16 protein-coding genes and 1 tRNA gene are annotated in these 17,301 nt (G+C 69.4%); 11 read left to right on the forward strand and 6 right to left on the reverse strand.

Annotation, left to right across the window (positions count from 1 at the left end):
* Window positions 1-99 precede the first annotated feature (99 nt).
* On the forward strand, window positions 100-1,359 hold the full coding sequence (gene icd, locus H6927_08240; GenBank protein ID MCP5218092.1) for an NADP-dependent isocitrate dehydrogenase: 1,260 nt from the start codon (window positions 100-102) through the stop codon (window positions 1,357-1,359).
* A gap of 60 nt (window positions 1,360-1,419) precedes the next feature.
* On the opposite strand, the gene H6927_08245 is transcribed toward icd, so the two are convergent.
* The 6 genes from H6927_08245 to uvrC form a co-directional block, all read right to left on the reverse strand.
* Window positions 1,420-3,357, reverse strand: a complete 1,938-nt coding sequence (locus H6927_08245; GenBank protein ID MCP5218093.1) for a SurA N-terminal domain-containing protein — start codon at window positions 3,355-3,357, stop codon at window positions 1,420-1,422.
* 79 nt (window positions 3,358-3,436) lie between these two features.
* A tRNA-Val gene (locus H6927_08250) sits at window positions 3,437-3,512 on the reverse strand.
* Window positions 3,513-3,532: 20 nt separating this feature from the next.
* Window positions 3,533-3,805, reverse strand: a complete 273-nt coding sequence (locus H6927_08255; GenBank protein ID MCP5218094.1) for an HU family DNA-binding protein — start codon at window positions 3,803-3,805, stop codon at window positions 3,533-3,535.
* 277 nt (window positions 3,806-4,082) lie between these two features.
* The gene (locus H6927_08260) at window positions 4,083-4,961 is read right to left on the reverse strand and encodes a DMT family transporter (protein ID MCP5218095.1); all 879 of its coding nucleotides are present in this window, start codon (window positions 4,959-4,961) and stop codon (window positions 4,083-4,085) included.
* 46 nt (window positions 4,962-5,007) lie between these two features.
* Complete coding sequence (gene pgsA / locus H6927_08265; protein MCP5218096.1) at window positions 5,008-5,571, reverse strand: CDP-diacylglycerol--glycerol-3-phosphate 3-phosphatidyltransferase; 564 nt, start codon at window positions 5,569-5,571, stop codon at window positions 5,008-5,010.
* Between the two features lie 124 nt (window positions 5,572-5,695).
* Entirely contained in the window at window positions 5,696-7,654 is a 1,959-nt protein-coding gene (gene uvrC, locus H6927_08270) for an excinuclease ABC subunit UvrC (GenBank protein ID MCP5218097.1), read from the reverse strand.
* Window positions 7,655-7,710: 56 nt separating this feature from the next.
* Here uvrC and earP point away from each other — a divergent pair, with 56 nt between their 5' ends.
* The 10 genes from earP (at window position 7,711) to phoR (ending at window position 17,241) form a co-directional block, all read left to right on the forward strand.
* Window positions 7,711-8,817 carry an elongation factor P maturation arginine rhamnosyltransferase EarP gene (gene earP / locus H6927_08275; GenBank protein MCP5218098.1) on the forward strand — a complete coding sequence of 369 codons (1,107 nt, stop codon included), beginning with the start codon at window positions 7,711-7,713 and terminating at the stop codon, window positions 8,815-8,817.
* A gap of 154 nt (window positions 8,818-8,971) precedes the next feature.
* Entirely contained in the window at window positions 8,972-9,526 is a 555-nt protein-coding gene (gene efp / locus H6927_08280; GenBank protein MCP5218099.1) for an elongation factor P, read from the forward strand.
* Window positions 9,527-9,603: 77 nt separating this feature from the next.
* Window positions 9,604-10,476 carry a TIGR00730 family Rossman fold protein gene (locus H6927_08285; GenBank protein ID MCP5218100.1) on the forward strand — a complete coding sequence of 291 codons (873 nt, stop codon included), beginning with the start codon at window positions 9,604-9,606 and terminating at the stop codon, window positions 10,474-10,476.
* 86 nt (window positions 10,477-10,562) lie between these two features.
* Window positions 10,563-11,603: a phosphate ABC transporter substrate-binding protein PstS gene (gene pstS, locus H6927_08290; protein MCP5218101.1), complete on the forward strand. Its 1,041-nt coding sequence runs from the start codon at window positions 10,563-10,565 to the stop codon at window positions 11,601-11,603.
* Window positions 11,603-12,565, forward strand: a complete 963-nt coding sequence (gene pstC, locus H6927_08295) for a phosphate ABC transporter permease subunit PstC (GenBank protein ID MCP5218102.1) — start codon at window positions 11,603-11,605, stop codon at window positions 12,563-12,565. The genes pstS and pstC overlap by 1 nt, the downstream gene beginning before the upstream one ends.
* A complete protein-coding gene (pstA, locus tag H6927_08300) occupies window positions 12,562-13,425 on the forward strand; it encodes a phosphate ABC transporter permease PstA (GenBank protein MCP5218103.1) in 864 nt (287 codons plus the stop codon). Before pstC ends, pstA begins: the two co-directional genes overlap by 4 nt.
* 12 nt (window positions 13,426-13,437) lie before the next feature.
* Complete coding sequence (gene pstB / locus H6927_08305; protein ID MCP5218104.1) at window positions 13,438-14,214, forward strand: phosphate ABC transporter ATP-binding protein PstB; 777 nt, start codon at window positions 13,438-13,440, stop codon at window positions 14,212-14,214.
* A 162-nt stretch (window positions 14,215-14,376) separates the two neighbouring features.
* A complete protein-coding gene (gene phoU, locus H6927_08310; protein ID MCP5218105.1) occupies window positions 14,377-15,078 on the forward strand; it encodes a phosphate signaling complex protein PhoU in 702 nt (233 codons plus the stop codon).
* Window positions 15,075-15,782 (forward strand): phosphate regulon transcriptional regulator PhoB, encoded by a 708-nt coding sequence (phoB, locus tag H6927_08315; protein MCP5218106.1) that lies wholly within the window; start codon window positions 15,075-15,077, stop codon window positions 15,780-15,782. Before phoU ends, phoB begins: the two co-directional genes overlap by 4 nt.
* Window positions 15,783-15,888: 106 nt before the next feature.
* Window positions 15,889-17,241 (forward strand): phosphate regulon sensor histidine kinase PhoR, encoded by a 1,353-nt coding sequence (phoR, locus tag H6927_08320; GenBank protein MCP5218107.1) that lies wholly within the window; start codon window positions 15,889-15,891, stop codon window positions 17,239-17,241.
* The last annotated feature ends 60 nt before the right edge of the window (window positions 17,242-17,301 follow it).

The following is a 17,301-nucleotide window of genomic DNA, read 5'->3' on the forward strand; positions in this document are numbered from 1 at the left end:
GACGTGCATGGCGGTGTCGGTAGAATTTCCATCGTCCGGGGCGCGCGCCGCCGCACCGCGCGCATCCCCCTTTTGTCGCATTGCACGGAGACACACCGCATGACCGCCTACCAGCACATCCAGATCCCCGCCCAGGGGCAGAAGATCACCGTCAACCCGGACTTCTCGCTGAACGTGCCCGACGAGCCCATCGTGCCCTACATCGAGGGCGACGGCACGGGCCTGGACATCACGCCGGTGATGATCAAGGTGGTGGACGCGGCGGTGGCCAAGGCCTATGGCGGGCGCCGCAGGATCCACTGGATGGAGGTCTACGCCGGCGAAAAGTCCACCCGCGTGTACGGCCCCGACGTCTGGCTGCCCGAGGAAACACTGGCCGCGCTGAAGGAGTACGTGGTGTCGATCAAGGGACCGCTGACCACGCCGGTGGGCGGCGGCATCCGCTCGCTCAACGTGGCGCTGCGCCAGGAGCTGGACCTGTACGTGTGCCTGCGTCCGGTGCAGTACTTCAAGGGCGTGCCCAGCCCGGTCAAGGAGCCCGAGAAGGTCAACATGGTGATCTTCCGCGAGAACAGCGAGGACATCTACGCCGGCGTGGAGTGGGAGGCGCAGAGCGCCCAGGCGAAGAAAATCATCCAGTTCCTGACCCAGGACATGGGCGTCACCAAGATCCGCTTTCCGGCCACGTCGGGCATCGGCATCAAGCCGGTGTCGATCGAGGGCACCGAGCGCCTGGTGCGCAAGGCCATCCAGTACGCCATCGACAACGACAAGCCCAGCGTGACCCTGGTGCACAAGGGCAACATCATGAAGTACACCGAGGGCGGTTTCCGCGACTGGGGCTACGCGCTGGCGCAGCGCGAGTTCGGCGCCCAGCCCATCGACGGCGGGCCGTGGTGCCAGTTCAAGAACCCCAGGACGGGCAAGCCCATCGTCGTCAAGGACGTGATCGCCGACGCCTTCTTGCAGCAGATTTTGCTGCGCCCGGCCGAGTACAGCGTGATCGCCACGCTCAACCTCAACGGCGACTACATCAGCGACGCGCTGGCCGCGCAGGTGGGCGGCATCGGCATCGCGCCCGGCGCCAACCTGAGCGACTCGGTGGCCTGCTTCGAGGCCACGCACGGCACGGCGCCCAAGTACGCCGGCAAGGACTACGTCAACCCAGGCAGCGAGATCCTCAGCGCCGAGATGATGCTGCGCCACATGGGCTGGGTGGAGGCGGCCGACACCATCATCGCGGCCATGGAGGCGGCCATCCAGAGCAAGAAGGTCACCTACGACTTCGCGCGCCTGATGGAGGGCGCCACGCAGGTGAGCTGCTCGGGCTTTGGGCAGGTGATGATCGATCACATGTGACCGATGCCTGGTCGATAAAAAAACCGCCCGAGGGCGGTTTTTTTATCGACCGTGCTCGGCCTATCGGCGCGGGGCGCCGAGCTCGTCCACCTTGGGCATGGGCACCAGGATCTTGGCCTTGTAGCGCACCTTGAGCAGGTCGTAGTCGCTGCGCACCTCGGCCAGGGTCCACAGCTGGGTGTAGCGGGTGCGGCTTTGCGCCTTCTGCTCGGCGCTTTGCTCGGCCGGCGGCAGCACCTTGTCGATCTGGGCCAGGGCGTAGCCTTCGGCGCCCAGGTCCACGCCGACGAAGTGGGGCAGCTTGGTGGGGTCGGCGCGCAGCACGGCCTCGACCAGGGCGGCGGACTGGTCCTGCGGCGCGTCGCGCGAGATGGCGATCGGCGCCGGCAGGCCGGTGGCGCTGGCGGGCTTGGCCAGCCAGGCCTTGAGCTTGGCCTGGCCGTCCTCGCGCGCCAGCTCGGCGCTGCGCTGGGCGATGAAGGCCGTGCGCACGGCATCCTGAACCTCGGCGAAGGGCTTGGCGTGGGCGGCGGTGTGCGCCAGCACGCGGCCGGAGGCGAGCTGGTTGGGGCCCACCTCGATGGCCTCGGTGTTGCGCTTGTTGTTCAGCGCGTCGGCGCTGAACAGCGCGCCCAGGAACTTGGGGTTGGCCAGGGCGCCGGTGGCGTCCTTGGTCGGGGCGCGGGTGACGCCATCGGCGGTGCGGATGGCCAGCCCCAGCTTGTCGGCCACGGGCTTGAGGCTGTCGGACTGCTCGTACACCCCGTTGGTGAAGGTGTCGGCCAGTTCGGCGAACTGCTTTTGCGCGCGCTGCGTGCGCAACTGGTCCTCCAGCTTGGGGCGCTCCTGCTCGAAGGGCGGCACCTTGGCCGGCTTGATGCCGGTCAACTCGATGATGTGGTAGCCGAAGTCGCTTGACACCAGGTCGCTGATGTCGCCCACCTTGGCCAGCTTGAAGGTGGCCTGGGCGATGGCGGGGTCGGTGCCTTTTTGCTGCTGGAACCAGCCCAGGTCGCCTCCGCTGGGCGCGCTGACGTCGTCGCTGGAATTCTTCTTGGCGATCTCGGCGAACTGCCCCGGCGCGGCGCGCAGCTCGGCCAGCAGCGCCTCGGCCTTGGCCTTGGCCTTCTCGCGCTCGGCCGCGGGCGCGTCCTTGGGCGCGGCGACCAGGATGTGGCTGGCGCGGCGCTCCTCGGGCGAGCCCAGGGTGGCGGCGTTCTGCTCGTAGTAGGTGCGCAGGTCCTGCTCGCTGACGTTGACGGCTTTCTTGACGCTGTCCAGGTCGAGCACGGTGTATTCGATGTTGACCGATTCGGGCACCTGGTACTGCATCTCGTGCGTCTTGTAGTAGCCCTGCAGGTCGGCCTCGGTCGGGTTGACCTTGGCGGTGAAGTCCTTGGGCGCCAGGCGCAGCACGCGCACCTCGCGCCGCTCCAGGAAGGCGTTCATGGCGGCGTCCACGTTGGCCTGGCTGACCAGTTCGGAGTTGGCGATGCCGGCCAGCACCTGCTGCATCGACAGGTCGCTGCGCATGCGCGCCTCGAAGCCCTCGGGCGTCAGGCCCTGGGCGGCCAGCAGGCGCTTGTAGCCTTCCATGTCCAGCCGGCCGTCGGCGCCGCGCAGGCTGGCGATGGCGGGGTCCTGCTCCAGCGCCGCGGCCAGCGCGGCGTCGCTCACCATCAGGTGCTCGCCCTGGGCGGCGGCGGCCAGCACGCGGTCGCGCACCAGGCGCTCGAGCGAGGCGTACTTCATCACCGGCGAGTCCAGCAGGTTCAGGTCCAGCGCGGGGTTGGCCGCGCGCGCGCGGTCCACCTCCAGGCGGTGGGCGTTGTCCCATTCGGTCTGCGTGATGGCGTGGCCGTCCACCTCGGCCACCTTGTTGGCACCCTCGTTGAAGCGGCCGTAGCCTTCGATGCCGAAGAAGATGAACGAGGGAAAGACCAGCAGACCCAAGATCCACATGATGATCTTGTTGTGCTTGCGGATGGCGTCGAACATGCGGGAGGCTCTGGGTTGCGTGCGGGGGCTGCGCGGGGAACAAGAAAAAAGGCGAACCGTCGTTCGCCTTCACATCAATTGGTGGGTGCTGACGGGGTCGAACCGCCGACCTACGCCTTGTAAGGGCGCCGCTCTACCAACTGAGCTAAGCACCCCAGCCGAACCGATGCAAATGTCAGTTCAGCGCGTCCTTCAGCGCCTTGCCGGGACGGAACTTGGGTACCTTGGCGGACTTGATTTTAATCGTTGCGCCGGTGCGGGGGTTGCGGCCGGTGCGAGCTGCGCGCTTGCCGACGGCAAAGGTGCCAAAGCCCACCAGCGAGACGGTGCCGCCCTTGCGCAGGGTGGTCTTGACGGCGCCGATGGTGGCCTCGAGCGCGCGCGTGGCGGCGGCCTTGGAAATGTCGGCGTTCTTGGCGATGTGTTCGATCAGCTCGGTCTTGTTCACGAAAGTGCCCCTCTTCAAGAATGTGTCAGGAGTCCGGAAATGGCGACGTCGGGATTGCTGCGCCAATCATGCCGGCCCCCTCGTTCGCCTGACGTGCGCCCAAGCCGCATCCTTGATCCATGCCCAAGCCTTGTGGCACAAGGGCTGGCTCACGAAAGCGACGTCAGCGAGCGATGGATTCTAGACCGATTCCGGGGGCTGTCCCTCGCGGTTTTCCCCGGCTGCTGCGACGGCGCAACAAGCGTGCGAAAAGTTGCGTGCCGGCTGACTATTTGACTCAGGTCTTGCCAGGTGTCGCCGGGCCCGAACGCACCACCAGGGCCACGCCCAGCGCGGTCAGCGCGATGCCGGCCACCGTGACCGGGGTGATCGGCTCGCCGAACAGCAGCCAGGCCAGCAGCGCCGTGGTGGGCGGCACCAGGTACATCAGGCTGGCCACCGAGGCGGCGGCGCCGCGCTGGATCAGCATGAACAGCAGCGAGCTGCCGCCCAGCGTCAGCCCCAGCACCGACCAGGCCATGGCGCCGGCGGACTGCAGGTTCCAGTGCATGGCCTCGGGCTCCAGCCAGGCCAGCGGCGCCGTCACCAGCGCGGCGGCCATCAGCTGCACGGTGTTGGCGCTGCGCACGTCGCAGGGCGCCACCCAGCGCTTTTGATAGAGCGTGCCGGCGGTGATGCACAGCAGCGCGCCCACGGCCCAGGCCAGGTTGGCGGCGTTGACCTGGTCGCCCGGGCTGCCTTCGGTCAGCTTGCGCCACACCACCAGCACCAGGCCGGCAAAGCCCAGGGCCAGGCCCAGCCACTGGCGGGCGCCGACGCGGTGCTGCGCGCTGCCGAAGGCCGCCAGCCAGACGGCGGTGAGCACGGGCTGGATGCCGACGATCAGCGACGACAGCCCCGAGCCCATGCCGGCCTTGACGGCGGCCCACACCCCGCCCAGGTAGCCGCCGTGCATCAGCATGCCGGTGACGGCCAGGTGCAGCCACTGCTGGCGCGTGGACGGCCAGCGCACGCGCGCCAGCGCGATCCACGCGCCGAAGCAGGCGATGGACAGCAGGTAGCGCAGCAGCAGGAAGGTGAAGGGCGGCGCATACGGCATGCCGTAGCGCGCCACGATGAAGCCGGTGGCCCAGATGAGCACGAACACCGCCGGCATCCAGCGCAGCAGGGCGCGGTTGTTGGGCATGGGGCCCATCGGTGGGTCAGCGCACCCGCGCGCGGATTTCGGGCAGCGCCTTCTGCAGGTAGTAGACCATCGACCACACGGTGAGGATGGCCGCCAGCCAGATCAGCCACTGGCCCCACAGGCGCGTGTCCACGTCCAGCAGGCGCCCGTCGTACAGCAGGAAGGGGATGGCCACCATCTGCACCGCCGTCTTCAGCTTGCCCAGCATGTGCACGGCCACGCTCTTGCTGGCGCCGATCTTGGCCATCCACTCGCGCAGCGCCGAGATGGCGATCTCGCGCCCGATGATGATCAGCGCCACGAACACGTCCACCCGCTGCAGGTGCACCAGCACCAGCAGGCTGGCGCAGACCAGGAACTTGTCGGCCACCGGGTCGAGGAAGGCGCCGAAGGCCGAGGTCTGCTCGAGCTTGCGCGCCAGGTAGCCGTCCAGCCAGTCGGTCCAGGCGAACACCACGAACATCACCGTGGCCGCCAGGTTGCGCACCTCGGCCGGCAGCGGCAGGTAGAACACGCCGACGATGAGCGGGATGGCGACGATGCGCGTCCAGGTCAGCAGGGTCGGCACGGTGAGGAACATGACGTCGATTGTGGCATGCGCTGGCCGCGGCCTGCCGGTGCATCGCGGGTCGGGCCAATGCTATTGATTGGATAGCTTATGTCGCTTGATCGGTGCCGGCTGGAGCCCGATTGGACCTTAAGATTCAGTGCAGGGCGCGGTAGATCTGCTCGGCCAGCGTGCGCGAGATGCCTTCCACCGTCATCAGGTCTTCCACGCTGGCGCCCTCCACCCCGCGCACGCCGCCGAAGCGCTGCAGCAGGCGCGCGCGCTTCTTGGGCCCCACGCCGGCGATCTCCTCCAGCCGGCCGCCGCCCACGCGCACCCGGGCGCGCTGCGCGCGCATGCCGGTGATGGCGAAGCGGTGCGCCTCGTCGCGGATCTGCGCCACCAGCATCAGCGCGGCCGAGTCGTGGCCCAGATAGACCTTGGGCCGGCCGTCGGCGAACACCAGCTCCTCCAGGCCCACCTTGCGGCCTTCGCCTTTTTCCACCCCGACGATCAGCGACACGTCCAGCGCCAGCTGGGCGAACACCTCGCGCGCCATGCTGACCTGGCCCTTGCCGCCGTCGACCAGCACCAGGTCGGGCATGCGCACGCTGGCGGCGTTGCCCTGCTCGGCCAGCGCCTCGGCGATCTTGCCGTAGCGCCGCTGCAGCACCTGGCGCATGGCGGCGTAGTCGTCGCCGGGGGTGATGCCGTCGATGCGAAAGCGGCGGTATTCGCCGCTGGCCATGCGGTGGCCCTGGAACACCACGCAGCTGGCCTGCGTGGCCTCGCCCGCGGTGTGGCTGATGTCGAAGCACTCGATGCGCAGCTGATCGAGCTGGTCGGTGGGCAGCTCCAGCGCCTCGGCCAGCGCGCGCGTGCGCGCCTGCTGCGAGCCTTCCTCGGCCAGCAGGCGCGTCAGCTGCAGCGCGGCGTTCTGCTGCGCCATCTCCAGCCAGATGCGGCGCTGGCCGCGCGGCGCATGGGTGGCGGTGATGGCGCGCTCCTCCTTGTCCGACAGCGCCTGCAGCAGCGCGCGCGCCACCGGCTCGCTGGTGATCAGCTGCGCCGGCGCCGGCACCGACAGGTAGTGCTGGGCGATGAAGGCGTCCAGCACCTGGGCCTCCACCGTCGTCAGCTCGGCGTCCTCGCGCTCGGCCGCCAGCGCCTGCGCGTCCTCGATCTGGCTGGGGAAATGCGCGCGGTCGCCCAGGTGGCGTCCGCCGCGCACCATGGCCAGGTTGACGCAGGCGCGGCCGCCCTGCACCTTGACGGCCAGGATGTCCACGTCGGCGTCGCTGCCCACCTCCACCGCCTGCTGGTGCAGCACGCGCGACAGCGACTGGATCTGGTTGCGGATCAGCGCCGCCTGCTCGAAGCGCAGCGCGTCCGAGTGCGCCATCATGCGCCGCTCCAGCACCTGCAGCAGCTCCTGCGTCTGCCCGCGCAGGAACTGCTCGGCGTGCGCCACGTCCTCGGCGTAGTCCGCGTCGCCGATCAGGCGCACGCAGGGCGCCGTGCAGCGCTTGATCTGATACAGCAGGCAGGGGCGCGTGCGGTGGGCGAACACCGTGTCCTCGCAGGTGCGCAGGCGAAACACCTTCTGCAGCAGCTCGATGGTCTGCTTGACCGCCCAGGCGTTGGGGTAGGGGCCGAAGTAGCGGTGGCGCTTGTCGGTGGCGCCGCGGTAGTAGGCCACGCGCGCGTAGGCCGCCGGGTCGGGCGCGCCGGGGCCGGGGTCGGGGCGGGGCGCGCCGCTGCCGGTGAGCTTGAGGTAGGGGTAGCTCTTGTCGTCGCGAAACAGGATGTTGTACTTGGGCGCCAGCTGCTTGATCAGGTTGTTTTCCAGGATCAGCGCCTCGGCCTCGGAGCGCACCACCGTGGTCTCCAGCCGCGCGATCTTGCCCACCATGTGGCCGATGCGCGTGCCGCCGTGGTTCTTGCTGAAGTAGCTGGACACGCGCTTCTTCAGGTTGCGCGCCTTGCCCACGTACAGCACCGCGCCGGCCGCGTCGAAGTAGCGGTACACGCCGGGCAGGCCGGGCAGGGCGGCCACCTGGGCCAGCAGCTCGGGTGGGTGGCCGGGGTCGGGGGGCGGCGCGGTGGGGTCGCTCATGGCGGGCAGTTTACGGGGCGGGCGCCTGGCCGCATGGGCGTGGGCACAATGGCCCCATGCCTGCCGCGCCGACCGTCTGGGACCTGTTTTGCCGCGTGATCGACAACCACGGCGACCTGGGCGTGTGCTGGCGCCTGGCGTGCGAGCTGGCGGCGCGCGGCCAGCAGGCGCGCCTGTGGGTGGACGACGCCAGCGCCCTGGCCTGGATGGCGCCGCAGGGCCTGCGCGGCCAGGTGCCGGGGGTGCAGGTGCGGCCGTGGCGCGAGCCCTTCGATGCCGCGGCCCTGGCCGGCCTGCCGCCGGCCGACGTGTGGATCGAGGCCTTCGGCTGCGAGCTGCCGCCGGCCTTCGTGGCCCACGGCGCGCGGGCCGGCACGGCGCCGGTGTGGATCAACCTGGAATACCTCAGCGCCGAGCCGTACGTCGAGCGCATGCACGGCCTGCCTTCGCCCGTGCTGCAGGGGCCGGCGGCGGGCTGGACCAAGTGGTTCTATTACCCCGGCTTCACGCCGCGCACCGGCGGGCTGCTGCGCGAGGCCGACCTGCCCGCGCGCCAGGCCGCCTTCGACCGCGCGGCCTGGCTGGCCGCGCAGGGCGTGCCCTGGCAGGGCGAGCGGCTGCTGTCGCTGTTTTGCTACGAGCCGCCGGCGCTGGCGGCGCTGCTGGCGCAGCTGGAGCACGGGCCGCAACCCGCGCGCCTGCTGGTGACGGCGGGGCGTGCCACGCAGGCCGTGCGCGCCGTTTTTTGGCATCAAAACAGCCTGCATCCGGCACAAGACAAGCGCGGTCAGCTATCGATTTCATACTTGCCGTATCTGGATCAGCGGGCCTACGACGGGCTGCTGTGGGCCAGCGACGTCAACTTCGTGCGCGGCGAGGACTCGCTGGTGCGCGCCCTGTGGGCCGGCCGGCCCCTGGTGTGGCAGCCCTATCCGCAGCACGACGGCGCGCACCACGCCAAGCTGGCGGCCTGGCTGGACTGGCTGCAGGCGCCGCCGGGGCTGCGCGCCTTTCACCGCGCCTGGTCGGGCGCCCCTGCCGAGCCGCTGCCGCCGCTGGACGAGCCGGCCTGGCGCGCCTGCGTCCGCGCCGCGCGCGCGCGGCTGATGCGGCAGGCCGACCTGGCCAGCCAGCTCATCGGCTTCGTGGCCGAAAAACGATAGAATAGAGGGCTTTGCAAAAACAGCCGGCTCGCCTGGACGAGTGCACGCAAGCCGGCTTGCAGCGCATGTCGCCCGCGCGCGCGAATTTTTCACGGTCCGCCCCGGACTCCGTGCACGAGCGGCCCACGCTCCCCCACTCACTGGAATTCGACCCATGAAAATCGCCCAGGAAATCCGCGCCGGCAACGTCATCATGCACGGCAAGGACCCCATGATCGTCCTGAAGACCGAATATGCCCGCGGCGGCCGCGGCGCCGCCACCGTGCGCATGAAGCTCAAGGCCCTGCTCAACAACATGGGCACCGAGGTCGTCTTCAAGGCCGACGACAAGATGGAGCAGGTCATCCTCGACCACAAGGACTGCACCTATTCGTACTTCGCCGACCCGATGTACGTCTTCATGGACGGCGAGTACAACCAGTACGAGGTCGAGGCCGAGAACATGGGCGACGCGCTGAACTACCTGGAAGACGGCATGGCCGTCGAGGTGGTGTTCTACGACGGCAAGGCCATCTCGGTGGAGCTGCCCACCTCGGTCGAGCGCGAGATCACCTGGACCGAGCCGGCCGTCAAGGGCGACACCTCGGGCAAGGTGCTCAAGCCGGCCAAGATCGCCACCGGCTTCGAGGTGCCCGTGCCGCTGTTCGTCAGCCAGGGCGACCGCATCGAGATCGACACCCGCACGGGCGAATACCGCAAGCGCGTCTGATCCGGATTCGCTCCTCTCAAAAGCGCCGCTTGCGGCGCTTTTTCGTTGGTGCGTGCGCATTGAATACCATGGCGCCCATGGAAACCACACAAGACATCAAGGAATCGTCGCGCGAAGCCATCGTCGACGCCTGGGCCACGCTGCAGGCGCACGCGCAGAACGGCCAGCCGCTGGAGCCCGCCGCCTACCGCCTGGCCTTTGCCGACCCCGAGTTCCTGCTGCGCACCGAAACGCGCGGCATCCGCTTCCAGCTCGAGCTGCTCAAGCCCGACATGGGCCTGGCCGCTGCCGGCGTGCACAACACGGTGGTGGTGTACGGCAGCGCGCGCGTGGTCGACCCCGAGGCGGCCGAGGCGCAATGGACCGCCGCGCGCGCCGCCGGCGACGAGGCGGCCGTTGCCCGGGCCGAGCGGGCCCGGCAGGGCGCGCGCTACTACGCGGCGGCGCGCGCGTTCGCGCGCATGGTGGCCGAGCACAGCCAGCACCAGCAGCCGCAGGACCGCCTGTTCATCTGCACCGGCGGCGGCCCCGGTGTGATGGAGGCGGCCAACCGCGGCGCGCACGACGTGGGCGTGCCCTCGGTGGGGCTGAACATCGCGCTGCCGCACGAGCAGCACGCCAACCCCTACATCACGCCCTACCTCTCGTTCAAGTTCCATTACTTCGCGCTGCGCAAGATGCACTTCATGATGCGGGCCAAGGCGCTGGTTTCGTTTCCGGGCGGCTTCGGCACGCTCGACGAGCTGTTCGAGGTGCTGACCCTGGTGCAGACGCGCAAGGTCAAGCGCGTGCCCATCGTGCTGTTCGGCAAGGACTACTGGAGCCGCCTGCTCAACCTGCAGATGCTGGTGGACGAGGGCGCCATCGCGGCGGAAGACCTGCAGCTGTACGACGTGGTCGACGAGCCGGCCGAGGCCTGGGAGGTGATCCGGCGCTTTTACGACCTTTGACGGGTGCGCTGCCGTCACACGGGTGTCACACGGCGCTTCTAGAGTCCGGGTTGTTGTTCAACCCGACACTCAAGAAGGTCCTTGTGATGACTCCAACGTTCAAGCCGGCTCTGGTGGCCGCCCTGCTGTCGATCACCGCTGTTTCGTGGGCCCAGCCGGCGCCCGAGGCCACGGGCGCGGGCGCCAGCTTTCCGGCGCCGCTGTACGCCAAGTGGGCCTCCGACTACCACAAGGCCACGGGCGTGAAGATCAACTACCAGTCTGTCGGCTCGGGCGCCGGGCTGCGCCAGATCGAGGCCAGGACGGTGGACTTCGGCGCCTCCGATGCGCCGCTGACCGACGAGGATCTGGCCAAGAAAGGCCTGGTGCAGTTTCCCACCGTGATCGGCGGCGTGGTGCCGGTGGTCAACATCAAGGGCATCGCGGCCGGCCAGCTCAGGCTCAGCGGCCCGGTGCTGGGCGACATCTACCTGGGCAAGATCACGCGCTGGAACGATGCGGCCATCCAGGCGCTGAACCCCGGCCTGCCGCTGCCCGATGTCGCCATTGCCCCGGTGCGCCGCGCCGACGGCTCGGGCACCAGCTTCATCTTCACCAACTACCTGAGCAAGGTCAACGCCGAGTGGAAGGCCAGGGTGGGCGAGGGCACGGCGGTCAACTGGCCGACCGGCGCGGGCGGCAAGGGCAACGAGGGCGTGGCGGCGTTCGTGGGGCGCCTGCCCAACTCGATCGGCTACGTCGAGTACGCCTACGTCAAGCAGAACAAGATGGCCTGGGCGCAGATGCAGAACGCCGAAGGGCAGTTCGTGGCGCCCGACGACGCTCACTTCAAGGCCGCCGCCGCCGGCGCCGACTGGAGCAAGAGCTTTCATCAGATCCTCACCAACCAGCCCGGCAAGGCCGCCTGGCCCATCACCGGCGCCACCTTCATCCTGCTGCACAAGAGCCAGGACAATCCCGCCCAGGCCGCCGCCACGCTGCAGTTCTTCCAGTGGGCCTACAGTCATGGCGACGGGACGGCGATGGCGCTGGACTACGTGCCCATGCCCGAGGCCGTCAAAGGCGTGATCGCCAAGTCCTGGGCGCGCATCACCGACGCGGCGGGCCAGCCGGTGGCCTTGAAATAATGGGTTCAACGCCGCGCGCGCCCTGGCTCGGCAACGCCCTGGCCGACCGCCTGTTTGCCGGCGCGGCGCGCGCCGCCGCGCTGCTCACGCTGGCGCTGCTGCTGGGCATCCTGATGTCCTTGCTCATCGGCGCCTGGCCGGCCATCGAGCGCTACGGCCTGTCGTTTCTGGTGCGCAGCCAGTGGGACCCGGTGGCCGGCGAGTTCGGCGGCCTGGTGATGATCTACGGCACGCTGGCCACCTCGGCCATCGCCTTGCTGATCGCCGTGCCGGTGAGCTTCGGCATCGCGCTGTTCCTCACCGAGCTGTCGCCCGCGTGGCTCAAGCGCCCGCTGGGCACCGCCATCGAGCTGCTGGCCGCCGTGCCCTCCATCGTCTACGGCATGTGGGGGCTGATGGTGTTCGGCCCCATCCTGGCGGCCTGGGTGCAGCAGCCGCTGCAGGTGCTCTTCCAGGGCGTGCCGTATCTGGGCGCGCTGGTGTCGGGCCCGCCGGTGGGCATCGGCATCCTGTCGGCCGGCATCATCCTGGCCATCATGGTGATTCCCTTCATCGCCTCGGTGATGCGCGACGTGTTCGAGGTGACCCCGGCGCTGCTGAAGGAGTCCGCCTACGGCCTGGGCGCGACCACCTGGGAGGTGGTGTGGCAGGTGGTGCTGCCCTACACCAAGACCGGCGTGCTGGGCGGCATCATGCTGGGCCTGGGGCGGGCGCTGGGCGAGACCATGGCGGTCACCTTCGTCATCGGCAACATGAACCAGCTGCAGTCGCTGTCGCTGTTCGAGGCGGCCAACAGCATCACCTCGGCCCTGGCCAACGAGTTTGCCGAGGCCAGCCAGGGGCTGCACCAGGCCTCGCTGATGTACCTGGGGCTGGTGCTGTTCTTCATCACCTTCGTGGTGCTGGCGCTGTCCAAGCTGCTGCTGGGCCGCCTGAAGAAGGCCGAGGGAGGGCGGGCATGACGACGGCCCCGCAAGCGGCGCAGGCGCGCCAGGCGCGCTACGCCGCCCGCCAGCGCGTCAACCGGGTGGCGCTGGCGCTGTCGCTGGCCGCCATGGCCTTCGGCGTGTTCTGGCTGGTGTGGATCCTGTGGGAGACGCTGCGGCTGGGGCTGGGCGGCATGTCGCTGGCCCTGTTGACCGAGATGACGCCGCCGCCCAACGAGGCGGGCGGCCTGGCCAACGCCATCTTCGGCTCGCTGGTGATGGTGGCCATGGCCACCTTCATCGGCACGCCGATCGGCGTGATGGCCGGCGTCTACCTGGCCGAGTACGACCCGCGCGGCTGGCTGGCGGGCATCACGCGCTTCGTCAACGACATCCTGCTGTCGGCGCCTTCCATCGTCATCGGCTTGTTCGTCTACGCGGTGGTGGTGGCGCGCTTGAAGAGCTTCTCGGCCTGGGCCGGCATCGCGGCGCTGGCGCTGATCGTGATTCCGGTGGTCATCCGCACCACCGAGAACATGCTGGCCCTGGTGCCGGCCAGCCTGCGCGAGGCGGCCTATGCCCTGGGCGCCCCCAAGTGGCGCGTCGTCACGCGGATCACGCTGCGCGCGGCGCGCGCCGGCGTCATCACCGGCGTGCTGCTGGCGGTGGCGCGCATCGCCGGCGAGACCGCGCCGCTGCTGTTCACCGCGCTGAACAACCAGTTCTGGAACGGGGACCTCTCCAAGCCCATGGCCAGCCTGCCGGTGACCATCTTCAAGTTCGCCATGAGCCCCTACGAGAACTGGCAGCAGCTGGCCTGGGCGGCGGTGTTTCTGATCACGCTGGCGGTGCTCGGCCTCAACATCCTGGCTCGTCTGCTGACGCGCCCCCAATAAGGAAAATGCTCCATGTCCGTCGATTCGTCCATGCCGCCCGCCAAGCTGGCGGCGCGCGACCTGAACTTCTACTACGGCAGGTTCCACGCCCTGAAGGGCATCAACCTGGACATTCCCGAGCACAAGGTCACCGCCTTCATCGGCCCCTCGGGCTGCGGCAAGTCGACGCTGCTGCGCACCTTCAACCGCATGTTCGAGCTGTATCCCGAGCAGCGTGCGCAGGGCCAGGTCCTGCTCGACGGCGAGGACCTGCTGGCCAGCCGCCAGGACGTGGCGCTGATCCGCGCCAAGGTGGGCATGGTGTTCCAGAAGCCCACGCCCTTTCCCATGTCGATCCACGACAACATCGCCTTCGGCGTGAAGCTGTTCGAGGACCTGAGTCCAACCGACATGGACGAGCGCGTGGAATGGGCGCTGCGCAAGGCTGCGCTGTGGGACGAGGTCAAGGACAAGCTCACGCAAAGCGGCGCCAGCCTGTCGGGCGGGCAGCAGCAGCGCCTGTGCATCGCGCGCGGCATCGCGGTGCAGCCCGAGGTGCTGCTGCTGGACGAGCCCTGCTCGGCGCTGGACCCCATCTCCACCGCCAAGATCGAGGAGCTGATCGCCGAGCTGAAAAGCGAGTACACCGTGGTCATCGTCACGCACAACATGCAGCAGGCCGCGCGCTGCAGCGACTACACGGCCTACATGTACCTGGGCGAGCTGATGGAGTTCGGCGCCACCGAGCAGCTGTTCTTCAAGCCGCAGCGCAAAGAGACGGAAGACTACATCACCGGGAGGTTTGGATGACCCCCCTGAGCGGCTGCGCCGCTTCCCCCCTCTCTGCTCCGCTGCGCTACGCGGAGGGGGGACGCCGCCAGCGCGGCGGGGCGGCCCTTGCGCGGCGGCCCTGGCCTAGGCTGCGCCAGCAGCATACGCACTGCGCCTAGCCATTCATGACAAGGAACAGACATGACCGACAAACACCTTTCGACCCAGTTCGACAGCGAACTCAACCAGGTCTCGGCCCGCGTGATGGAGCTGGGCGGCCTGGTCGAATCGCAAATCCGCCAGGCCATCGTCGCGCTGTCGGAGTTCAGCACCGAGGCCGCCGAGCGCGTGCAGTTCATCGAGAACCGCGTCAACCAGATGGAAGTGGAGATCGACCACGAGCTCATCACCATCATCGCCCGGCGCCAGCCCACGGCGCGCGACCTGCGTTTGCTGATGGCCTTTTCCAAGGCCACCGCCAACCTGGAGCGCATGGGCGACGAGGCCGCCCGCATGGCGCGCATGGTCCGCTCCATCATCGAGAGCGGCGCGGCGCGCGCGCTGCCGTCGAGCGATTTGCGCGTGGCGGCCGAGCTGGCCTCGGGCCTGCTGCGCAAGGCGCTGGACGCGTTCGCGCGCCTGGACACCCGGGCCGCGCTGGCCATCCTGAAGGAGGACGACCTGATCGACCGTGAGTTCGACGGCTTCGTGCGCAAGCTCATCACCTACATGATGGAAGACGCGCGCACCATCTCGCCCAGCCTGGACCTGCTGTTCCTGGCCAAGGCCATCGAGCGCATCGGCGATCATTCCAAGAACATCGCCGAGCTCATCATCTACCTGGTCGAAGGCAAGGACATCCGGCATCAGGCGCTGGAAAGCATCGAATCCGTCGTCCAATGAAACCTTCTCCCCGCGTCCTCATCGTCGAGGACGAAGCCCCCATTGCCGAGCTGATCGCCGTCAACCTGCGGCACAACGGCTTCACGCCCGTCTGGGCCGAGGACGCCGAGGCGGCGCAGCGCGAGCTGGACGCCGTGCTGCCCGACGTGGTGCTGCTCGACTGGATGCTGCCGGGCGCCAGCGGCCTGCAACTGGCGCGCCGGTGGCGTGCCGACGCCCGCACCAAGTCCATCCCCATCCTGATGCTGACCGCGCGCGGCGGCGAGCCCGACAAGGTGGCGGGGCTGGACGCCGGCGCCGACGACTACGTCACCAAGCCCTTTTCCACCCAGGAGCTGCTGGCGCGCATCCGCGCCGTGCTGCGCCGGCGTGCGCCCGAGCAGGTGGCCGACAGCGTGGCCGTCGGTGGCCTGCAGCTGGACGCCGCCACGCACCGCGCCAGCTACGCCGGCCAGCCGCTGAAGCTTGGGCCCACCGAGTTCAGGCTGCTGCACTACCTGATGAAGCACGCCGAGCGCGTGCACAGCCGCGCCCAGCTGCTCGACAGGATCTGGGGCGACCACGTGTTCATCGAGGAGCGCACGGTGGACGTGCACGTCAAGCGCCTGCGCGAGGCGCTGGGCGAGGCCAGCGCCATGCTGGAGACCGTGCGTGGTGCCGGCTACCGGCTGACGGCGGCGCCCTCGGCGCACAGCGGCAAGTAAACCGCGGCGCATGCGATGATGGCGGCGTTCATTTCAAGCTTTTCATGCCTGCAGCCGGCGTCGATCAAGCCCCGTTAGCTACATCAATGATAGTAACCGTCGGTTCATGCTGCTGCGCCTGACCACGTTCCTGGTGTCCCAAGTCCTGGGCGCGGCCCTGGGCGGGTGGCGCGCCGGCGCCTGGGGCGCCCTGGCGGGTGCCTGCGTGGGCACGTGGCTGTGGCTGGCCTGGGACGCGTGGCGCGGCGCGCGCGTGCTGGCCTGGCTGCGCCAGGGCGATGCCGCGGCGGCTCCGCGCCTGCGCGGCCTGTGGGGCGAGGTGGCCGACCGGGCGCGGCGCCTGCTGCGCCAGGGCCAGCAGCGCGAGGCGGCCAGCCAGGCGCAGCTGCGCGGCATCTTGGCCGCGCTGCAGGCCTCGCCCAATGGTGTGACGCTGCTCGACGCGCAGGGCCGCATCGAGTGGTGCAACCGCATCGCGCAAGAGCACTTCGGCCTGGACGCCGAGCGCGACGCGCTGCAGTCCATCGGCAACCTGGTGCGCGACCCGGCCTTCAGCGCCTACTGCGCCGCGCGCGACTTCTCGCACGACGTGGTGCTGCCGGGGCGCCACAGCACCGACTCGCACCCGGTGCGCGTGTCGGCGCAGCTGCATCCCTATGGCGAGGGCCGGCTGCTGCTGCTGTCGCGCGACATCACCGCGCTGGAGCAGGCCGAGGCCATGCGCCGCGACTTCGTCGCCAACGTCTCGCACGAAATCCGCACGCCGCTCACCGTGCTGATGGGCTTTGTCGAGACGCTGCAAACCCTGCCGCTGCCCGACGACGAACGCCAGCGCTACCTGGGCCTGATGGCCCAGCAGGCCACGCGCATGCACCACCTGGTGCAGGACCTGCTGACCCTTTCGCGCCTGGAAGGCAGCCCGCTGCCCGACATGCACGAATGGACCGACGTGGCGCTGCTGCTGGCGCGCTGCGAGCAGGAAGCGCGCGCGCTGTCCCACGCCCTGAACGAGGGCGCGGGCCGTGCCGCGCAGCGGATCGTCTTTCCGGCCGCCGAGGTGCTGCGCTCGGCGGGCCAGGTGGCCGGCAGTCCGCAGGAGCTGCACAGCGCCCTGGCCAACCTTGTCAATAACGCCGTGCGCTACACGCCCGCCGGCGGGCGCATCGAGGTGCAGTGGCAGCCCCTGGTGGGCGGCGGCGCGCGCCTGGTCGTGGCTGACAGCGGGCCGGGCATCGCCCCCGAGCACCTGCCGCGCATCACCGAGCGCTTTTACCGCGTGGACCGCAGCCGCTCGCGCGACACCGGCGGCACCGGCCTGGGCCTGGCCATCGTCAAGCACGTGCTGCAGCGCCACGGCGCGCAGCTGCAGATCAGCAGCGTGCTGGGGTGCGGCTCGGTGTTTGCGGTCGAGTTCCCGGCGGGCGGCGTGCGTGCCCGGCCGAGCGAGCCGGCGCGCTGAAGCCGCTTGAAGCTGTAAAGGTCGCGCCTGGACTCCGGTGGCGCCGAGGCGGGCAGCGGC

It is taken from the genome of Burkholderiaceae bacterium, assembly GCA_024235995.1.
GTDB lineage: Bacteria > Pseudomonadota > Gammaproteobacteria > Burkholderiales > Burkholderiaceae_C > Ottowia.

What these genes read in the sequence shown, in the direction of transcription:
- uvrC (MCP5218097.1), bottom strand. Translation starts at nt 7,654, where the DNA reads ATGAGCGACCCCACCGCGCCGCCCCCCGACCCCGGCCACCCACCCGAG.
- pstS (MCP5218101.1), top strand. Translation starts at nt 10,563, where the DNA reads ATGACTCCAACGTTCAAGCCGGCTCTGGTGGCCGCCCTGCTGTCGATC.
- pstC (MCP5218102.1), top strand. Translation starts at nt 11,603, where the DNA reads ATGGGTTCAACGCCGCGCGCGCCCTGGCTCGGCAACGCCCTGGCCGAC.
- earP (MCP5218098.1), top strand. Translation starts at nt 7,711, where the DNA reads ATGCCTGCCGCGCCGACCGTCTGGGACCTGTTTTGCCGCGTGATCGAC.
- H6927_08285 (MCP5218100.1), top strand. Translation starts at nt 9,604, where the DNA reads ATGGAAACCACACAAGACATCAAGGAATCGTCGCGCGAAGCCATCGTC.
- phoU (MCP5218105.1), top strand. Translation starts at nt 14,377, where the DNA reads ATGACCGACAAACACCTTTCGACCCAGTTCGACAGCGAACTCAACCAG.
- H6927_08260 (MCP5218095.1), bottom strand. Translation starts at nt 4,961, where the DNA reads ATGCCGGCGGTGTTCGTGCTCATCTGGGCCACCGGCTTCATCGTGGCG.
- icd (MCP5218092.1), top strand. Translation starts at nt 100, where the DNA reads ATGACCGCCTACCAGCACATCCAGATCCCCGCCCAGGGGCAGAAGATC.
- pgsA (MCP5218096.1), bottom strand. Translation starts at nt 5,571, where the DNA reads ATGTTCCTCACCGTGCCGACCCTGCTGACCTGGACGCGCATCGTCGCC.
- pstA (MCP5218103.1), top strand. Translation starts at nt 12,562, where the DNA reads ATGACGACGGCCCCGCAAGCGGCGCAGGCGCGCCAGGCGCGCTACGCC.
- pstB (MCP5218104.1), top strand. Translation starts at nt 13,438, where the DNA reads ATGTCCGTCGATTCGTCCATGCCGCCCGCCAAGCTGGCGGCGCGCGAC.
- efp (MCP5218099.1), top strand. Translation starts at nt 8,972, where the DNA reads ATGAAAATCGCCCAGGAAATCCGCGCCGGCAACGTCATCATGCACGGC.
- phoB (MCP5218106.1), top strand. Translation starts at nt 15,075, where the DNA reads ATGAAACCTTCTCCCCGCGTCCTCATCGTCGAGGACGAAGCCCCCATT.
- phoR (MCP5218107.1), top strand. Translation starts at nt 15,889, where the DNA reads ATGCTGCTGCGCCTGACCACGTTCCTGGTGTCCCAAGTCCTGGGCGCG.
- H6927_08245 (MCP5218093.1), bottom strand. Translation starts at nt 3,357, where the DNA reads ATGTTCGACGCCATCCGCAAGCACAACAAGATCATCATGTGGATCTTG.